This is a genomic window from Kosakonia sp. Marseille-Q7440 (assembly GCF_965119485.1).
This window is the reverse complement of record NZ_CBCPLT010000001.1, coordinates 1,879,493-1,895,522: the sequence shown is the minus strand read 5'-3', so window position 1 is coordinate 1,895,522 and position 16,030 is coordinate 1,879,493. Positions and strand designations below refer to the sequence as shown.

Annotated in this window: 16 protein-coding genes; 8 read left to right on the top strand and 8 right to left on the bottom strand. The window is 54.9% G+C overall.

The features are described from left to right. Window positions 1-49 precede the first annotated feature (49 nt). The 3 genes from mdtI to ACWPW2_RS08765 form a co-directional block, all read right to left on the bottom strand. A complete protein-coding gene (mdtI, locus tag ACWPW2_RS08775) occupies window positions 50-379 on the bottom strand; it encodes a multidrug/spermidine efflux SMR transporter subunit MdtI (protein ID WP_054803877.1) in 330 nt (109 codons plus the stop codon). Next, the gene (gene mdtJ, locus ACWPW2_RS08770; RefSeq protein WP_023481606.1) at window positions 366-722 is read right to left on the bottom strand and encodes a multidrug/spermidine efflux SMR transporter subunit MdtJ; all 357 of its coding nucleotides are present in this window, start codon (window positions 720-722) and stop codon (window positions 366-368) included. The genes mdtI and mdtJ overlap by 14 nt, the downstream gene beginning before the upstream one ends. 397 nt (window positions 723-1,119) lie before the next feature. After that, window positions 1,120-2,190, bottom strand: coding sequence for an AI-2E family transporter (locus tag ACWPW2_RS08765; protein WP_023481574.1), 1,071 nt, complete (start codon window positions 2,188-2,190; stop codon window positions 1,120-1,122). A gap of 232 nt (window positions 2,191-2,422) precedes the next feature. On the opposite strand from ACWPW2_RS08765, the gene umuD reads away from it, so the two are divergent. Both umuD and umuC read left to right on the top strand, forming a co-directional pair. After that, window positions 2,423-2,803, top strand: a complete 381-nt coding sequence (umuD, locus tag ACWPW2_RS08760; RefSeq protein WP_023481366.1) for a translesion error-prone DNA polymerase V autoproteolytic subunit — start codon at window positions 2,423-2,425, stop codon at window positions 2,801-2,803. Further along, complete coding sequence (gene umuC / locus ACWPW2_RS08755) at window positions 2,787-4,040, top strand: translesion error-prone DNA polymerase V subunit UmuC (protein ID WP_454122464.1); 1,254 nt, start codon at window positions 2,787-2,789, stop codon at window positions 4,038-4,040. Before umuD ends, umuC begins: the two co-directional genes overlap by 17 nt. On the opposite strand, the gene smrA is transcribed toward umuC, so the two are convergent. After that, complete coding sequence (gene smrA, locus ACWPW2_RS08750; RefSeq protein ID WP_023481817.1) at window positions 4,037-4,600, bottom strand: DNA endonuclease SmrA; 564 nt, start codon at window positions 4,598-4,600, stop codon at window positions 4,037-4,039. The two genes, umuC and smrA, sit on opposite strands and share 4 nt — an antisense overlap. Window positions 4,601-5,057: 457 nt before the next feature. Here smrA and ogt point away from each other — a divergent pair, with 457 nt between their 5' ends. The 3 genes from ogt (at window position 5,058) to uspE (ending at window position 7,631) form a co-directional block, all read left to right on the top strand. Continuing rightward, the gene (ogt, locus tag ACWPW2_RS08745; RefSeq protein ID WP_454122462.1) at window positions 5,058-5,573 is read left to right on the top strand and encodes a methylated-DNA--[protein]-cysteine S-methyltransferase; all 516 of its coding nucleotides are present in this window, start codon (window positions 5,058-5,060) and stop codon (window positions 5,571-5,573) included. A gap of 209 nt (window positions 5,574-5,782) precedes the next feature. Continuing rightward, window positions 5,783-6,535 carry a fumarate/nitrate reduction transcriptional regulator Fnr gene (gene fnr / locus ACWPW2_RS08740; RefSeq protein ID WP_023481718.1) on the top strand — a complete coding sequence of 251 codons (753 nt, stop codon included), beginning with the start codon at window positions 5,783-5,785 and terminating at the stop codon, window positions 6,533-6,535. A 145-nt stretch (window positions 6,536-6,680) separates the two neighbouring features. Continuing rightward, window positions 6,681-7,631: a universal stress protein UspE gene (uspE, locus tag ACWPW2_RS08735; RefSeq protein WP_270220826.1), complete on the top strand. Its 951-nt coding sequence runs from the start codon at window positions 6,681-6,683 to the stop codon at window positions 7,629-7,631. Between the two features lie 29 nt (window positions 7,632-7,660). On the opposite strand, the gene ACWPW2_RS08730 is transcribed toward uspE, so the two are convergent. The 3 genes from ACWPW2_RS08730 to pntA form a co-directional block, all read right to left on the bottom strand. Then, window positions 7,661-8,773 carry a mechanosensitive ion channel family protein gene (locus ACWPW2_RS08730; protein WP_454122459.1) on the bottom strand — a complete coding sequence of 371 codons (1,113 nt, stop codon included), beginning with the start codon at window positions 8,771-8,773 and terminating at the stop codon, window positions 7,661-7,663. Window positions 8,774-8,881: 108 nt separating this feature from the next. Continuing rightward, on the bottom strand, window positions 8,882-10,270 hold the full coding sequence (pntB, locus tag ACWPW2_RS08725) for a Re/Si-specific NAD(P)(+) transhydrogenase subunit beta (RefSeq protein ID WP_124968425.1): 1,389 nt from the start codon (window positions 10,268-10,270) through the stop codon (window positions 8,882-8,884). Between the two features lie 10 nt (window positions 10,271-10,280). Continuing rightward, window positions 10,281-11,813, bottom strand: coding sequence for a Re/Si-specific NAD(P)(+) transhydrogenase subunit alpha (gene pntA / locus ACWPW2_RS08720; protein ID WP_454122456.1), 1,533 nt, complete (start codon window positions 11,811-11,813; stop codon window positions 10,281-10,283). A 492-nt stretch (window positions 11,814-12,305) separates the two neighbouring features. Between pntA and ydgH the strand changes: the two genes are divergently transcribed. After that, window positions 12,306-13,250: a DUF1471 family protein YdgH gene (ydgH, locus tag ACWPW2_RS08715; RefSeq protein ID WP_023481762.1), complete on the top strand. Its 945-nt coding sequence runs from the start codon at window positions 12,306-12,308 to the stop codon at window positions 13,248-13,250. Between the two features lie 198 nt (window positions 13,251-13,448). Further along, on the top strand, window positions 13,449-14,831 hold the full coding sequence (locus tag ACWPW2_RS08710; protein ID WP_023481701.1) for an amino acid permease: 1,383 nt from the start codon (window positions 13,449-13,451) through the stop codon (window positions 14,829-14,831). A 2-nt stretch (window positions 14,832-14,833) separates the two neighbouring features. Here ACWPW2_RS08710 and ACWPW2_RS08705 read toward each other — a convergent pair whose 3' ends face one another. Further along, a complete protein-coding gene (locus tag ACWPW2_RS08705) occupies window positions 14,834-15,169 on the bottom strand; it encodes a GlpM family protein (protein ID WP_023481682.1) in 336 nt (111 codons plus the stop codon). A gap of 128 nt (window positions 15,170-15,297) precedes the next feature. Here ACWPW2_RS08705 and rstA point away from each other — a divergent pair, with 128 nt between their 5' ends. Then, entirely contained in the window at window positions 15,298-16,014 is a 717-nt protein-coding gene (rstA, locus tag ACWPW2_RS08700) for a two-component system response regulator RstA (protein ID WP_023481872.1), read from the top strand. The last annotated feature ends 16 nt before the right edge of the window (window positions 16,015-16,030 follow it).

Sequence of the window (16,030 nt, the reverse complement as noted above, 5' to 3'; positions counted from 1 at the left end):
GTAATACAGCCCACAAATTTCGTTGCCCGCAAACGCGGGCAATATCACATCAGGCAAGTTTTATCAGCATCATCCCAATAAGCAGCAGCGCCAGGCCGATCCAGCCTTTGCCATTGAGGCGCTGGCCGAAGAGGATCCAGCCGGCGGCGAGCGTCGCCACGATACCAAACCCGCCCCACAGCGCATAGGCGACGGAGAGATCGATCCCCTTTACCGCCTGCGACAGCGCGCTGAACGCCGCCAGCACCGCCACTAACGATCCGCAACCATAGAGTTTGCGACGAAAGCCGTCAGAAAGTTTTAAAAAGATGTTGGCGACAATTTCCAGAATAATGGCCATCGCCAGCCATAACGCGTGCACCCACTCAAGCAGTAACATGACCCTGCTCCTGACGTGGGGCCTTACGCGTGCCGGACTTGATCAGCACAATACCGAGCGCCAGCGCCACCAGACCCGCCGCTTTCAACGGTGAGAGGGGTTCATCAAACAGCAGCACGCTAAACAGCGTAATAATGGCAATACCGACACCTTCCCATAATGCGTAGGCCACGCCGAGGGCGATTTTTTTTACCGCAAACGCCAGGAAAATATAGGAACAGGTGATCATCACCAGCATTAAAATAAAACCGCTGTGACTGTCGTTAATACTTGCCCATTTCATAGATAGCGTGCCGGTTATTTCCGAGACAATCGCCATCGCTAATAAAATCCAGTAAATCATATTTTTTCTCCTGCTTGAGAATAGAGATCCTTGCGATTTACCGCATAGCGGAAAACCGTAAAAAAATTAACAGTTGCGCACAGGGCGCCGGATCGGGCAGGAGAGGACTACAGCGCAGTGCGCCAGTATTGTTCGCCCGCAGGCGGGCAGCAGAAGGAGACAGGAAGTGAAAAACAGGGGGTAAGACTACTGAACCGAATGTCCATATTTTTACAATTTACCGCGCATTGCTTCTCTTCGTGGCGGTTAAAAATTGTCCTCAGTTGTTGTACATGCCTTATATTTAGCACAAGCTAAGATTTTACTCAAAGTATTTGCAATTCTTTACCGCTCACCAAATTAATTAAACGAAGAGTAAACGAACGCTGCCGGTTTATTTCCGGCAGCGGATTACGTTTTATTCCTGCGGCGTATTAAGCGCATTGGCACGCGCTTCTGCCAGCAAGTTCCAGGAGGAGATAAACAGCCCTGCGATCAGTGGCCCAAGCACAAAGCCGTTGATGCCGAAGAATTGCAGACCGCCAAGGGTGGTGAGCAGGATCAGGTAGTCCGGCATACGGGTATCTTTCCCCACCAGCAGCGGACGCAGCAGGTTATCTGCCAGCCCGACCACAATCACAAAGTAGAGGGTCAGCAGCGTGGCAGTGAGCAGCTCGCCCGTGGAGTAGAGGAAGATCACCGCCGGGATCCAGATAAGCGCGGTACCGACCGCCGGGATCAGCGACAGGAACGCCATCAGCGCGCCCCACAGTAGGCTGCCGCTCAGGCCAGCGAACCAGAAGCCAATCCCGCCCAGCGCGCCCTGCGCAATCGCCACCACCAGCGTTCCTTTTACCGTCGCGCGCGCCACACCGGCAAATTTCAGGAACAGACGGCGTTTGATTTTGGCCGACAGCGGCATCACCTCGTAGATCTTCTTCACCAGCGCAGCGCCATCTTTTAGCAGGAAAAAGAGCAGATAGACCATCAGTGAGAAGCTGATGGTTAGCCCCAGCGTCCCTTTACCGATAATCACCGCGCTGCCCGCCAGATAACGCCCGACGCTGAGTGCCACACCGGAGAGTTTTTCGCGGATAGCGTCTACCGAATCAAAATTGTTTTCCCGCAGCGCATGTTTCGCCCACTCCGGCAGGTGCGCAATGCCGTTGCTTAACAGCTGCGGCAGATCCGTCGCGTTGGTTTGCAGGCGCTGATAGAGCGCGTTGATCTCTACCGCCAGCGACGAGAGCACGATCATCATCGGAATAAAGACGAGGATGCAGATCAGCAGCACGGTGATCAGCGAGGCGATACCGTTTCGCCCGCGCAGTAGCGCGGTGAGCTTTGTGCGCAGCGGATAGAAGATCAATGCCAGGATCACCGCCCAGATAATGGCGGAGTAGTAAGGCTGGATCAGGGTGAAAAACGCCACGCTGACCAGTAATAACAAAATGGTAAAAAAGAAGTTGTTGCTCTTGAGCGTTGTCATGCGGACCGTCCAATGGAAAGATTCCCTCTAAGTGTAGTGGCTTACCCTTTGATTGCAAAAGCATTAACCGGCAAAACACACAGCCCGCCGCGCGCACGCTGAAAATGATTGTGCAAAAAACTGCCAATATCATCAGGATCTTTCAATGATCCTTGCTTCAGGGGCTTGATCCTTTCGTGCGAACAGCGATACTGTATTTATATACAGTAATAATAAAAGATCGACACCCATTATGACTACCAGCGCTTTTCCGAGTCCGGCTGCGGACTACATTGAAGATGCGATCGACCTGGTGAGCAGCCTGATTGCCCACCCGTCGGCCACCTATGTGATGCGGGCTTCCAGTGATGCCATGTGCGAGGCGGCGATCCTGCCAGGGTCGCTGTTGCTGGTTGATACCAGCCTGCAACCGGGCGATGGCGATATCGTTGTCGCCCGCCTGTTAAGCGGTTTTATGGTAAAGCGCCTGCGGCTGCGGCCTTATCCGCAGCTGGTGGCGGATAACCCCGCTTATCCGCCGATCAGGATCGATGAAGAGGAAGGCGCGCATATTGTTGGCGTCGTGACGACCGTGATCACTTTGCCGCCCCGCCATCATGTACGCGCTCGTTGATGTTAATTCGTTCTATACCAGCTGCGAGACCGTCTTCCGGCCCGATTTAACGGGGAAGCCGGTGGTGGTGTTATCCAATAACGATGGCTGCGTCATCTCCCGATCGTCCGAAGCCAAAGCGCTCGGCATCACGATGGCTGACCCCTACTTCAAGCAGAAAGCGCTGATGGAGCGTCACGGCGTGGCGGTGTTCAGCAGTAACTACGCGCTGTATGGCGATATGAGCCATCGTGTGATGACGCTGCTGGAGGAGCTCTGTCCGGCGGTGGATATCTACAGCATCGATGAAGCGTTTGTGGATTTGACCGGCATTCCACAGCTGCGCGAATTTGGGCGCACCCTGCGTAACGCCATTTATCAGCGCACCATGCTTACCGTCGGCGTCGGCATTGCGCCGACAAAGACGCTGGCCAAGCTGGCGAATCACGCCGCAAAAAAGTGGCCGCAGGCGTCCGGCGGCGTGGTGGATCTGTCGCGCCAGGCGCAGCAGCTAAAGCTGATGGCCGCCCTGCCGGTAGGCGAAGTGTGGGGGATTGGCCGCCATCTGAGCAAGCGGCTGGAGGCGATGGGTATTGATACCGTGCTCAAGCTGGCACAGAGCGATTTATGGCTTATCCGCAAAAACTTCAGCGTCGTGCTGGAGCGAACGGTACGTGAACTGCGCGGCGAATCCTGTCTTGGATTTGCTGAATTCGCGCCGGCGAAGCATGAGATCATCAGCTCCCGCTCCTTTGGCGATCGCGTCAGTGACTACGCATCGGTGCGCGAAGGCATCTGCACCTGGGCAGCGCGGGCCGCTGAAAAACTGCGCGCGGATCGTCAATATTGCCGCTATGTCGGTGCTTTTATTAAGAGTAGCCCGCACGATGACGACGAACCTTATTACAGCAACAGCGCAGGCATACGTTTGCTAACGCCAACCCATGACACCCGCGATATTATTGCGGCAGCAACGCGTAGCCTGGATATTATCTGGAAGCAAGGGCCGAGATATCAAAAAGCGGGCGTTATGCTGGGGGATTTTTTTAGTAAAGGCGTTGCGCAACTTAATTTATTCGATGAATTTACTCCGCGAGAAAATAGCGAATCGCTAATGAATGTTTTAGACACGCTTAATAAGAAGGGAAATAAATTATGGTTTGCCGGCCAGGGCGTTACGCCGGGCTGGAGGATGAAGCGCTCCCTGCTCTCCCCCGCCTGGACCACACGCTTAGCGGATGTTCCGCTTGTCGGCTAGCGGCTGCGCTTGGCGTGCCGCTCCCAGTTCTCCTGCTTTGCCTGCTCGGATTTGCGCAGGGCGACATAGCATGCGCCGCTGCCGCCGTGGTGCGGCAACGCCGGGCAGAACGCCTGCACATCCTCAAACTCCGGCAGCCAGCGCGCCAGGTAGCTACGGATGATATTGGCGTGCGAGGTTTCGTCGCGCCCTTTTCCGTGAATGATCAACACATTGCGCAGCCCATCCTTACGGCTCTGATGCATAAAGCTAAACAGCATCTGCCGGCACTGCTCGACGGGCTGGCGCAGCAGGTTCAGGCTCGCCTGCTGGCTATATTTGCCGAGCCGCAGTTTATCAAGCACGCCGATTTGCAGCCCTTCGCGGCGAAACTCCAGCGGCGTATCGAGCGCAACCGGGTCAAGAAAACCGGTGGTCAGAAAATTATCGAGCTGCAGGGTGTCAATGCGCTGCAATGGTCGGGATTTATGGTTCGGGTGCCAGTGCACATCGGCACTGCGCTTCAGGGGTTGGACATCCTCCATGGCGTCAAGAAACAGCGATTTTTCATCCGGGTTCATGGGGCAGTCCTCCAGCAACATCTGCTGAAGTACTATAGCTGGCACAGGAGCGCTTCTCAATGCTGTGGGCAAATTACGCGTAGGCACAAGGGGTTATAAAAAGAGTATAACGGCGTGCCTTTTTATACCCTGAACCTTTGTTAAATAATCGTGAAATTAATCACTGATTAAAACTGGCAATAATTATTATGGCCGCTATAAATATAAAGAAGGCGCAAGGATCGCGTGCAAAAAATAAAGATTGGATGCTCAGTTTGTGTGTACTCTGGAGCCTGACGGATGTCGGCAGGCTCTATTTTTTTAATTAATAAACGTTAGTAACCTTATATTTCCTCCGTCAATTAACTCTTAAGGGTTATTTCCTTATTGACACCTAAAATTGCCACCCTTTCAGGGTATGGTGAAGCATTTTTTTGTTTGCTAAATTATCGCCGCTATTAAGTGATAAGGACGCGAGATGCTCACCCTGCTTGAAGATAAAATCTCCACCCCGCTTGGCCCGCTGTGGGTCATCTGCGATGAGCAGTTTCAGCTGCGCGCCGTCGAGTGGGAAGAACATGATGCCCGGATGGTTGAATTGCTGAATATTCACTATCGCCGCGAAGGGTATCAGCGCCTGGCTTCCCGTAACCCAGGCGGGCTGAGCCAAAAACTGCAGGACTATTTCGACGGGGATTTGGCGGTGATTGATACCCTGCCGACCGCGACGGGCGGTACCCCTTTTCAGCGCGAAGTGTGGCAGATGCTGCGCACCATCCCCTGCGGCCAGGTGATGCATTATGGTCAACTGGCGACAATTCTTGGTCGCGCCGGCGCGGCGCGTGCCGTGGGTGCGGCGAACGGTGCCAATCCGATTAGTATTGTCGTCCCCTGCCACCGCGTAATCGGCAGCAACGGCATGCTAACCGGCTATGCGGGCGGTGTGGCGCGTAAAGAGTGGCTACTTCGCCATGAACGCTACTTACTATTGTGAGAAAACAGGTCTGTTTGGTATGTATTTCATGCACTTCGCTCGCTAAAGCCTTAGTGAACTAGTGGAAATTCAATAACATGAGACAAAGTAAGTCTTTACCGTTTCGCTCCACTGTTTCATTTATGGTGAATTGACGTTTTGCCAGGCTTACGTGCGCCATAAAAAGATGTTAAAATTGACCAATATCAATTACGGCGTAGAGCAGACCTATGATCCCGGAAAAGCGAATTATTCGACGCATTCAGTCTGGCGGTTGTGCTATCCATTGTCAGGATTGCAGTATCAGCCAGCTTTGCATCCCCTTTACTCTTAATGAACATGAGCTGGATCAGCTCGACAATATCATTGAGCGTAAAAAGCCCATCCAGAAAGGTCAGACCCTGTTTAAAGCAGGCGATGAGCTGAAATCGCTCTACGCTATCCGCTCGGGCACCATCAAAAGCTATACCATCACCGAACAGGGCGATGAGCAGATCACCGGGTTCCATCTGGCGGGCGATCTGGTGGGCTTTGACGCCATCGGTACCGGCCATCACCCGAGCTTCGCTCAGGCGCTGGAGACCTCAATGGTGTGTGAGATCCCGTTCGAAACGCTGGACGATCTCTCCGGTAAAATGCCGAGCCTGCGCCAGCAGATGATGCGTCTGATGAGCGGTGAGATCAAAGGCGATCAGGATATGATCCTGCTGCTGTCGAAGAAAAACGCGGAAGAGCGCCTGGCGGCGTTTATCTACAACCTCTCCCGTCGTTTTGCGCAGCGTGGTTTCTCGCCGCGTGAATTCCGTCTGACCATGACCCGTGGCGATATCGGCAACTATCTGGGCCTGACCGTTGAGACCATCAGCCGTCTGCTGGGTCGTTTCCAGAAGAGCGGCATGCTGGCGGTGAAAGGGAAATATATCACCATCGAAAATGGCGATTTGCTCTCTGAGCTGGCGGGTCATGCCCGTAACGTTGCCTGATTTTTACCCCCACCTTTTGCCTTTTTGCCGGTTCATTACATTTTTCTGATTTATTGATCCGGCAAAAGGTTTCCGCTGTTTCATTCAGCTTATATGGGTTATCTTTTACTGTCAGAGAGTGGTGACAGATGTAAGGAGACCCTGTATGGCTAAGTATCAGAATATGTTGGTCGCCATCGATCCTAATCAGGACGATCAACCCGCATTACGACGTGCCGTGTATTTGCATCAACGGATTGGCGGTCGGATCAAAGCATTTCTACCGATTTACGACTTCTCATACGAGATGACCACCCTTCTGTCCCCCGATGAGCGAACGGCGATGCGCCAGGGCGTTATCAGCCAGCGCACCGCATGGATCCGCGAACAGGCGAAATACTATCTCGACGCGGGTGTGCCAATCGACATCAAAGTGGTGTGGCATAACCGTCCTTTCGAAGCGATTATCCAGGAAGTGCTCTCCGGCGGCCACGACCTGTTGCTGAAGATGACCCACCAGCACGACAAACTGGAATCGGTGATTTTTACCCCGACCGACTGGCATCTGCTGCGTAAATGCCCCTGCCCGGTTTGGATGGTCAAAGATCAGCCGTGGCCAGAAGGCGGTCGCGCTGTGGTTGCCGTTAACCTTGCCAGCGAAGAGATCTACCACAACGCGCTGAATGAGAAGCTGGTGAAAGAGACCCAGCATCTGGCTGAGCAGGTCAACCATACTGAAGTGCACCTCGTCGGTGCCTATCCTGTCACCCCTATCAATATTGCGATTGAACTGCCGGAGTTTGATCCGAGCGTCTATAACGACGCCATTCGCGGCCAGCATCTGCTGGCGATGAAAGCGCTACGGCAAAAGTTTGGTATCGATGAGAAAATGACCCATGTCGAGAAAGGGTTGCCGGAAGAGGTGATCCCGGACCTGGCGGAACATTTACAGGCCGGGATTGTGGTGCTTGGCACCATCGGCCGCACCGGTATCTCCGCCGCGTTTCTCGGCAATACCGCAGAGCAGGTGATCGATCACCTGCGCTGCGATTTGCTGGTTATCAAACCGGATGATTACCAGTCGCCCGTTGAGCTGGATGACGACGAAGACGACTAAGCAACTAACCCGCCGCGAGGCGGGTTTTTTTATACTGCCGGTTGTTCACTCTGCGGCTCTACGGAGGGCGTTTCAACTGCCAGCCCCCCTTTCACCACCACGCACGGTATCGCCAGCTCAATCCCTTCTGCTGCCAGCTGCTCCATGATGCGGATATTGATCTCCTGCTGAATATCCATGTAGGTGTTGTAATCCGCCGAATTAACAATGTGCACCACTTCAAAGTTCAGCCGATCGGTACCAAAGCCGAGGAAGTGGGCGCGATCGAAACGCGTATTGCCCACTTCGGTGATAATGGTTTTCACCATTTCGCCCACTTTACGCAGCTTATCCGGCGGCGTGGTAAGCGCCAGGCCAAAGGTGAAGACGATACGGCGCGTCTGCATACGTTTATAGTTATGCAGGGTTTGCTGCAAGAGAATGGCGTTGCCGCAGACAATCTGCTCCCCGCTCAGGCTGCGAATACGGGTGGTTTTGAGACCAATATGCTCAATGGTACCGGCAACGTCGCCGAACACCACAAAGTCACCAATCTCAAAAGGTTTATCGAAGCCGATGGAGAGCGAGGCAAAAACGTCGCTCAGAATGGTTTGCACCGCCAGCGCAATGGCGATACCGCCTACTCCGAGGCTGGCTACCAGCGCGGTAATGTTGACGCCGACGTTTGCCAGGATCGACAGCAGCATCATCGTCCAGAGCATCATGCGCAGCAGCAGACCGGCAATCACCATAGTGACCGGGTTTTTGCTGGTGTTAGGGGAGTACATCAGGTGGCGCATCCATGACACCACGCCCTGATCAAGCCAGAGCGCGATCTGGATCGCCAGCACTAAAAACCAGGCGTGCCCGAGGGTGTTAAAGAGGTGATCGGGAAGGTCGACGAAGCGCAGGCTGAAGAGTAACGCCGCCACAAAGAGCAGGAATTTGCTGGTGCGCCTGAGCATATCCACCACCACATGCTGCAGCGTGCCGACGCCGCCCTGCTTTTCACTCCAGTTGCGCGCGCCTTTTAGCACCATTTTCAGTAAGTGGGTGAAGAGCCAGTAGACAACCAGCGTCACAATCACCACCGTACCAAGACCAATCCAGAATGAGGGCATCATCAAGATGGATATAAAGTCAAAACGTGACAAAAACGTCATCCTTCCTCCTTATAAAAAAGATCAAGCAAGAAGTATAGACGCTCTGGCAAGCCTTACTGCGGGCGAAAAAATACCGCTCCGAAGAGCGGTATCGTTAAGCCATCAACCTTACAGCGCTTTGAGAATGGCATCGACGCTGGCTTTGGCATCGCCAAACAGCATCTGCGTATTCTCTTTAAAGAAGAGCGGGTTCTGCACACCGGCGTAACCGGTGTTCATCGAACGTTTAAAGACAATCACGTTCTGCGCCTTCCACACTTCCAGCACCGGCATACCGGCGATGGGGCTGCGCGGATCGTCCTGCGCCGCCGGGTTAACGGTGTCGTTCGCGCCAATCACCAGCACCGTGTCGGTATCGGCGAAATCATCGTTGATCTCATCCATCTCCAGCACGATGTCATACGGCACTTTCGCTTCCGCCAGCAGCACGTTCATATGGCCCGGCAAACGCCCGGCGACCGGGTGAATACCGAAACGCACTTTCACGCCGCGGGCGCGCAGTCTTTCAGTAATTTCCGCCACCGGATACTGCGCCTGCGCCACCGCCATGCCGTAGCCCGGGGTGATGATCACCGAGTGGGAGTTTTTCAGCAGCTCCGCCGTCTCTTCAGCGTTGATTTCGCGGTGCTCGCCCGCTTCCTCTTCGCTGCCGCTGGAGGAGCCGTCGGTGCCAAACCCACCGGCAATCACGCTGATAAAGGAGCGGTTCATCGCCTTACACATAATGTAGGAGAGGATTGCCCCGGAAGAACCGACCAGCGCGCCGGTGACGATCAGCAGGTCGTTGCTGAGCATAAAGCCCGCCGCCGCCGCCGCCCAACCGGAGTAGGAGTTAAGCATTGAAACCACTACCGGCATATCCGCCCCGCCAATTGACGCCACCAGATGCCAGCCGAACACCAGCGCGATGATGGTCATCAGCAGCAGCGCCAGCACCTGCAGGCCAACGCTGTCGGTACGCACGAAAACCAGCAGCAGCACAAAGGAGACCACCAGCGCGGCAAGGTTCATCTTGTGACGATTCGGCAGCATCAGCGGCTTCGAGGAGATTTTCCCGCGCAGCTTACCGAACGCGACAATCGACCCGGTAAAAGTGACGGCACCGATAAAGATACCGATAAACACTTCGGTGAGATGGATATTCACCAGCACCGGATCGATGCCCGGGTTGTGATCAAGATAGCTGTTGAAGCCCACCAGCACCGCTGCCAGGCCAACAAAGCTATGCAGCACCGCGACCAGCTCCGGCATTTCGGTCATTTCGACGCGCTTCGCCAGGCGCATACCGATTGCGCCACCGATGATCATCGCCAGCAGGATCCACGCGACGTTGCCAGCATCCGGACCAAAGATGGTCGCCACCAGCGCGATCGCCATCCCGGCGATACCGAAGTTGTTACCCTGCTGGGAGGTTTCGTGCTTTGAAAGCCCCGCCAGGCTGAAAATAAACAGGATCGCGGCAACAATGTATGCAGCTGTAACTAATCCACCAGACATTTGTTACCCCTTAGTTCTTCCGGAACATTTTCAGCATGCGCTGAGTGACGGTGAAACCACCAAAAATATTGATACTGGCAATCAGCACTGCGATAAAGCTGAAGAAGCTGACCCAGCCGCCGTGCCCCATCTGTAACAATGCACCGACGACAATAATGCCGGAGATGGCATTAGTGACCGACATCAGCGGCGTATGCAGCGCATGGGAGACGTTCCACACGACGTAGAAACCGACGACGCAGGAGAGCGCAAAAACGGTGAAGTGACCAAGGAACTCTTTCGGTGCGACATCAGCAAGCCAGCCAAACAGCACAATCGCCAGCGCCATCAGCGCATATTTACGCCACGGTGAAGCCGGTGCCGGCTCCTCTTTCGGCGCAGCGGGGGCCGCTTTTGGTGCGGCCTGCGGCTGGGCAGAGACCTGAATCGGCGGTGCCGGCCAGGTCACTTCGCCTTCACGCACGACCGTTACGCCGCGCACCACCACATCGTCGAAATTAACCGCCACGTTGCCATCTTTCTCAACGCAGAGCAGTTTCAGCAGGTTAACCAGGTTGGTGCCATAGAGTTGTGACGACTGAGTCGGCAGGCGACCCGGAAGATCGGTGTAGCCAATCACTTTGACGCCGTTGGCGGTAGTGGTGACCTGGTTTGGCACGGTATATTCGCAGTTACCGCCGTTTTGCGCCGCCAGATCGACAATCACGCTGCCCGGCTGCATGGAGTCAACCATCTCGCGGGTGATCAGCTTCGGCGCCGATTTACCCGGAATGAGTGCCGTAGTGACGATGATGTCGACCTCTTTCGCTTGCGCGGCAAAGAGCTCCATCTCCGCTTTGATAAAGGCTTCCGACATCACCTTGGCATAGCCGTCGCCGCTGCCCGCTTCCTCTTCAAAATCAAGCTCAAGGAACTCGGCGCCCATACTTTGCACCTGCTCCTTCACTTCCGGGCGGGTATCGAAGGCGCGGACAATCGCACCAAGGCTGTTGGCCGCACCGATGGCGGCAAGACCGGCAACGCCTGCGCCAATCACCATCACTTTGGCTGGCGGTACTTTACCGGCGGCGGTGATCTGCCCCGTAAAGAAGCGGCCAAACTCGTGGGCGGCTTCGACAATCGCGCGATAACCGGCAATATTCGCCATCGAACTCAGCGCATCCAGCGACTGAGCACGAGAGATGCGCGGAACAGAGTCCATCGCCATCACCGTGACGTTGCGTGCCGCCAGCGTCTCAATCAGCGCCGGGTTTTGCGCAGGCCAGATAAAGCTCACCAGCGTTGTGCCCGGATTGAGCAGCGCAATCTCCTCCTCCAGCGGCGCGTTCACTTTCAGGATCACATCCGAATGCCAGACATTGTCACCGTCGACAATGGTCGCGCCCGCCTGGGCAAACGCCTCGTCGTCAAAACTTGCCAGCTTGCCCGCGCCGCTCTCAATCGCGACGGTGAAACCCAGTTTAAGTAGCTGCTCGACCGTTTTCGGCGTCGCGGCCACGCGGGTTTCATTGGCCAACCTCTCTTTAGGTACACCAATACGCATAGTTTTCCCTTCCATCGGTTTTAGTAGATGGTTTGTCCGTTTTTCGCGGTGGCTTATTAACGCCGTGCGGAAAATAAAACAGTAACAAACTTTCTATAACCTACTGAAAATAACGCCTGCGATCCACCGTCAGAAAAGCGAAATGCTGCACTAATCCGTGAAAATTAAGCGCTGAAGCGGGCTGACAGGGTTATTTGACTTAAATTAACGTGGAAAGGCTGATATTCCGCTTAAGCGAAGCGGCAAAACATGATTTATCTCCGCCCCACCATCCCTTTTAACATTACATTAACTTTAAAAACTCATAACCTTTATCGCTTTTGCTGGTCAAGGGGCTATTTTTTCAACATATCACTAAAGGTTATGGTTTATTCCCTTAGCCGCGCACACTCTGTAAAAAATGACGCAGACAGTCGCGCGGTTTAAATGCAATAATCACCGACGTTTTATCAATAACAACTTATGGTTTGCGCAAGGCGAAGGATTATTTTTATGAAGCTCAAGTACACCCTCCTGGCGTCAGCACTTCTGTCCGCAACCGCGTTTACTGCTAACGCCGCGACAGAGTTAACACCGGAGCAAGCCGCTGCGGTGAAGCCTTACGATCGCATCGTGATTACCGGACGTTTTAACGCGATTGGCGATGCGGTTAACGCCGTCTCCAAACGTGCAGATAAAGAAGGCGCAGCCTCTTTTTATGTTGTCGACACCTCTGATGCCAACAACAGCGGCAACCAGCGCGTCACCGCCGATCTCTACAAAGCAGATGCGGCGAAAGCAGACAAGCCGACCTATCGCGTGATCAATGGCGTAACAGAATATCCAAAAGATAAAGCCATTGCGCTCGAGCCTTACGATACCGTAACGGTACAGGGTTTCTACCGCACCCAGCCTGAAGTTAACGACGCTATCAGCAAAGCGGCGAAAGCTAAGGGCGCTGATGCGTTCTATATCGTGCGCCAGGTTGATGCCAACCAGGGCGGCAACCAGCTGATTACCGCCTTCATCTATAAAGCCAATGCGAAAAAACGCGTGATTCAGAGCGCAGACGCGATCCCACGCGACTCCGAAGCGGGCCGTGCAGCGCTGGCGAAAGGCGGTGAAGAGGCGAAGCGCGTTGAAATTCCGGGCGTAGCGTCAGATGCCACCGCAGGCGTCGGCGTCGGCCGTTTCTTTGAAACGCAATCTTCTACCGGCGGTCGTTACAGTGTCACTCTTCCGGACGGTAAAAAGATTGAAGAGCTGAATAAAATCACCGCCGCGCAGATGGTGCCTTTCGACAGCGTTAAGTTCACCGGCAACTATGGCAACATGACTGAAATCTCTTATCAGGTCGCCAAACGTGCCGCCGCGAAAGGCGCGAAGTACTATCACATCACGCGTCAGTGGTCTGAAAGCGGCAACAACATGACCATCAGCGCCGACCTCTATAAATAAGGCGACGCTCAGGGAAAAGGCGGCGCAGAAAGCCGCCTTTTTTTTCAGTTTTATCTACTTTTTCACAAAATTCCCCTCGCCCTCATTGCATGCCCTGGCGACTCTCCGTAAAATTCCGCGCCTTAGTGATATCCACCATATTTATGCGCTCCGGCAAAATAATTATTCTGGATGAGTTGCTTTTTTGACAGGATAACAATGGAAAAGAAACTTGGCCTTAGCGCTTTAACTGCGCTGGTCCTGAGCTCAATGCTTGGTGCGGGCGTCTTCAGCCTGCCGCAAAATATGGCGGAAGTCGCCAGCCCTGCCGCGCTGATTATCGGCTGGCTGATCACCGGCGTCGGCATCATCCTTCTCGCCTTCGCCATGCTGATCCTGACCCGCATCCGCCCGGATCTCGATGGCGGTATCTTCACCTACGCTCGCGAAGGCTTTGGCGAGCTGATTGGTTTCTGCTCCGCCTGGGGCTACTGGCTATGCGCGGTGATCGCCAATGTCTCCTATCTGGTGATCGTCTTCTCTGCACTTAGTTTCTTCACCGACAGCCCGTCATTGCGGCTGTTTGGCGATGGCAACACCTGGCAGTCGATCGTCGGTGCCTCTGCGCTGCTGTGGATTGTTCATGCACTGGTGCTGCGCGGCGTGCAAACCGCGGCGAGCATCAACCTGGCGGCAACGCTGGCGAAACTGGTACCGCTGGGGCTGTTTGTCGTGCTGGCGGCGCTGGCCTTCAACCTCGATAAATTCTCCCTCGACTTCAGCGGCGTGGCGCTTGGCGTGCCGGTGTGGGAGCAGGTGAAAAACACCATGCTGATCACCCTGTGGGTGTTTATCGGCGTGGAGGGCGCGGTGGTTGTCTCTGCCCGCGCGCGTAATAAACAGGATGTTGGCCGCGCAACGCTGCTGGCGGTGCTGGCGGCACTGACGGTCTACCTGCTGGTAACGCTGCTCTCTCTCGGCGTGGTCGCACGCCCGGAGCTGGCGGAGATGCGTAACCCGTCAATGGCCGGGCTGATGGTGAAACTGCTGGGCAGCTGGGGCGAAGTGGTGATCGCGACGGGGCTGATTATCTCTGTGTGCGGTGCTTACCTGAGCTGGACCATTATGGCGGCGGAAGTGCCACTGCTGGCGGCAACGCATAAAGCCTTCCCGCGTATCTTCGCGCATCAGAACAAACAGAGCGCGCCTGCGGCTTCGCTGTGGCTGACCAACGCCAGCGTGCAGATCTGCCTGGTGCTGATCTGGCTTACCGGTTCGGATTACAACACTCTGCTGACCATTGCCTCAGAGATGATCCTTGTGCCCTACCTGCTGGTCGGTGCTTTCCTGCTGAAAATCGCGCGTCGTCCGCTGCACCGCATGGTCGCCGTTGGGGCTTGCCTTTACGGTTTATGGCTGCTCTATGCCTCCGGCCCGATGCACCTGCTGCTCTCGGTGGTGCTCTATGCCCCCGGTCTGCTGGTCTTTATCTACGCCCGCAGCACCCATAACGACACCATCTCGCTGATGCAGCGCGAAAAAGTGCTGATTTTCCTGCTGCTGGTTGCCGCCCTGCCGGCCACCTGGATGCTGGTGCGCTGAGATCAGTGCAGGCGACTCCAGCAGTAGATTAACAGCCAGGCGCTGAGGCTCCAGCAGATCACCGCACAGCCCAGCGCCGGCCCTACCCGCATAAAAGCGGTGAAGTACCAGAGCGAAAGCAGATAGAGAAAGTAAGGGATGATCGCCCACATGCCAAAGATAATGGTGGTGCGCAGCGCCTCGACACCGCGCTCGGTGGCGACAATATAGTGCGCAATCATCGCAAAGGTGGGAAAGAGCGGGATCAACCCGGCTATATAGTAATTTTTTGTCTTCGCCAGCAAACCAATCAGCACCACCACCAGCGCGCCAATCGCTGCTTTCATCAGCAAGCCCATCATTTTTCCTGTTAACACTTCAACAACATAGACCGCCAGCATAACGGAAGCACATTCGTTTAGAAAAGAGTAATGGCAGGTTCCATCAAGGCGGTGTATGTTGACGTTTTTGTTAATCATGTTGGCTTATGAATAAGATCGTTTTTGTAGAAGACGACCCGGATGTGGGCGCACTGATTGCCGCGTACCTTGGCAAACACGATATGGATGTGATTGTCGAGCCGAGAGGCGATCGCGCTGAAGAGGTGATCGCGCGGGAGAACCCGGAGCTGGTGCTGCTCGATATTATGCTGCCTGGCAAAGATGGTATGACCCTGTGCCGCGATCTGCGCAAACAGTGGACCGGGCCGATTGTGCTGCTGACCTCGCTCGACAGCGATATGAACCATATCCTGTCGCTGGAGATGGGCGCCAACGACTATATTCTGAAAACCACTCCGCCCGCCGTGCTGCTGGCGCGGCTGCGGCTCCATCTACGCCAGCGCAGCGCAGCGGCCGCCGAGCCTGCGGTGCCATCGCTGAAACAGCATAAAACCATTACCTTCGGCACGTTGTCGATTGACCCCGTTAACCGCCAGGTCCTGCTGGCAGGCGTTGAGGTGGCGCTTTCAACCGCTGACTTCGATCTGCTGTGGGAGCTTGCCACCCACGCGGGACAAATTATGGATCGTGATGCGCTGCTGAAAAACCTGCGCGGCGTAAGCTACGACGGGATGGATCGCAGTGTTGATGTGGCAATTTCGCGCCTGCGCAAAAAGCTGCTCGACAGCGCCACTGAGCCCTATCGTATTAAAACCGTCCGTAACAAAGGCTATCTGTTTGCTCCCCATGCGTGGGACAACTGAAATCCGTAACCAGGTG

What these genes read in the sequence shown, in the direction of transcription:
- ogt (WP_454122462.1), top strand. Translation starts at nt 5,058, where the DNA reads ATGCTCACCCTGCTTGAAGATAAAATCTCCACCCCGCTTGGCCCGCTG.
- fnr (WP_023481718.1), top strand. Translation starts at nt 5,783, where the DNA reads ATGATCCCGGAAAAGCGAATTATTCGACGCATTCAGTCTGGCGGTTGT.
- ACWPW2_RS08705 (WP_023481682.1), bottom strand. Translation starts at nt 15,169, where the DNA reads ATGGGCTTGCTGATGAAAGCAGCGATTGGCGCGCTGGTGGTGGTGCTG.
- smrA (WP_023481817.1), bottom strand. Translation starts at nt 4,600, where the DNA reads ATGAACCCGGATGAAAAATCGCTGTTTCTTGACGCCATGGAGGATGTC.
- umuC (WP_454122464.1), top strand. Translation starts at nt 2,787, where the DNA reads ATGTACGCGCTCGTTGATGTTAATTCGTTCTATACCAGCTGCGAGACC.
- mdtI (WP_054803877.1), bottom strand. Translation starts at nt 379, where the DNA reads ATGTTACTGCTTGAGTGGGTGCACGCGTTATGGCTGGCGATGGCCATT.
- rstA (WP_023481872.1), top strand. Translation starts at nt 15,298, where the DNA reads ATGAATAAGATCGTTTTTGTAGAAGACGACCCGGATGTGGGCGCACTG.
- pntB (WP_124968425.1), bottom strand. Translation starts at nt 10,270, where the DNA reads ATGTCTGGTGGATTAGTTACAGCTGCATACATTGTTGCCGCGATCCTG.
- pntA (WP_454122456.1), bottom strand. Translation starts at nt 11,813, where the DNA reads ATGCGTATTGGTGTACCTAAAGAGAGGTTGGCCAATGAAACCCGCGTG.
- mdtJ (WP_023481606.1), bottom strand. Translation starts at nt 722, where the DNA reads ATGATTTACTGGATTTTATTAGCGATGGCGATTGTCTCGGAAATAACC.
- uspE (WP_270220826.1), top strand. Translation starts at nt 6,681, where the DNA reads ATGGCTAAGTATCAGAATATGTTGGTCGCCATCGATCCTAATCAGGAC.
- ACWPW2_RS08730 (WP_454122459.1), bottom strand. Translation starts at nt 8,773, where the DNA reads ATGACGTTTTTGTCACGTTTTGACTTTATATCCATCTTGATGATGCCC.
- ydgH (WP_023481762.1), top strand. Translation starts at nt 12,306, where the DNA reads ATGAAGCTCAAGTACACCCTCCTGGCGTCAGCACTTCTGTCCGCAACC.
- ACWPW2_RS08765 (WP_023481574.1), bottom strand. Translation starts at nt 2,190, where the DNA reads ATGACAACGCTCAAGAGCAACAACTTCTTTTTTACCATTTTGTTATTA.
- ACWPW2_RS08710 (WP_023481701.1), top strand. Translation starts at nt 13,449, where the DNA reads ATGGAAAAGAAACTTGGCCTTAGCGCTTTAACTGCGCTGGTCCTGAGC.
- umuD (WP_023481366.1), top strand. Translation starts at nt 2,423, where the DNA reads ATGACTACCAGCGCTTTTCCGAGTCCGGCTGCGGACTACATTGAAGAT.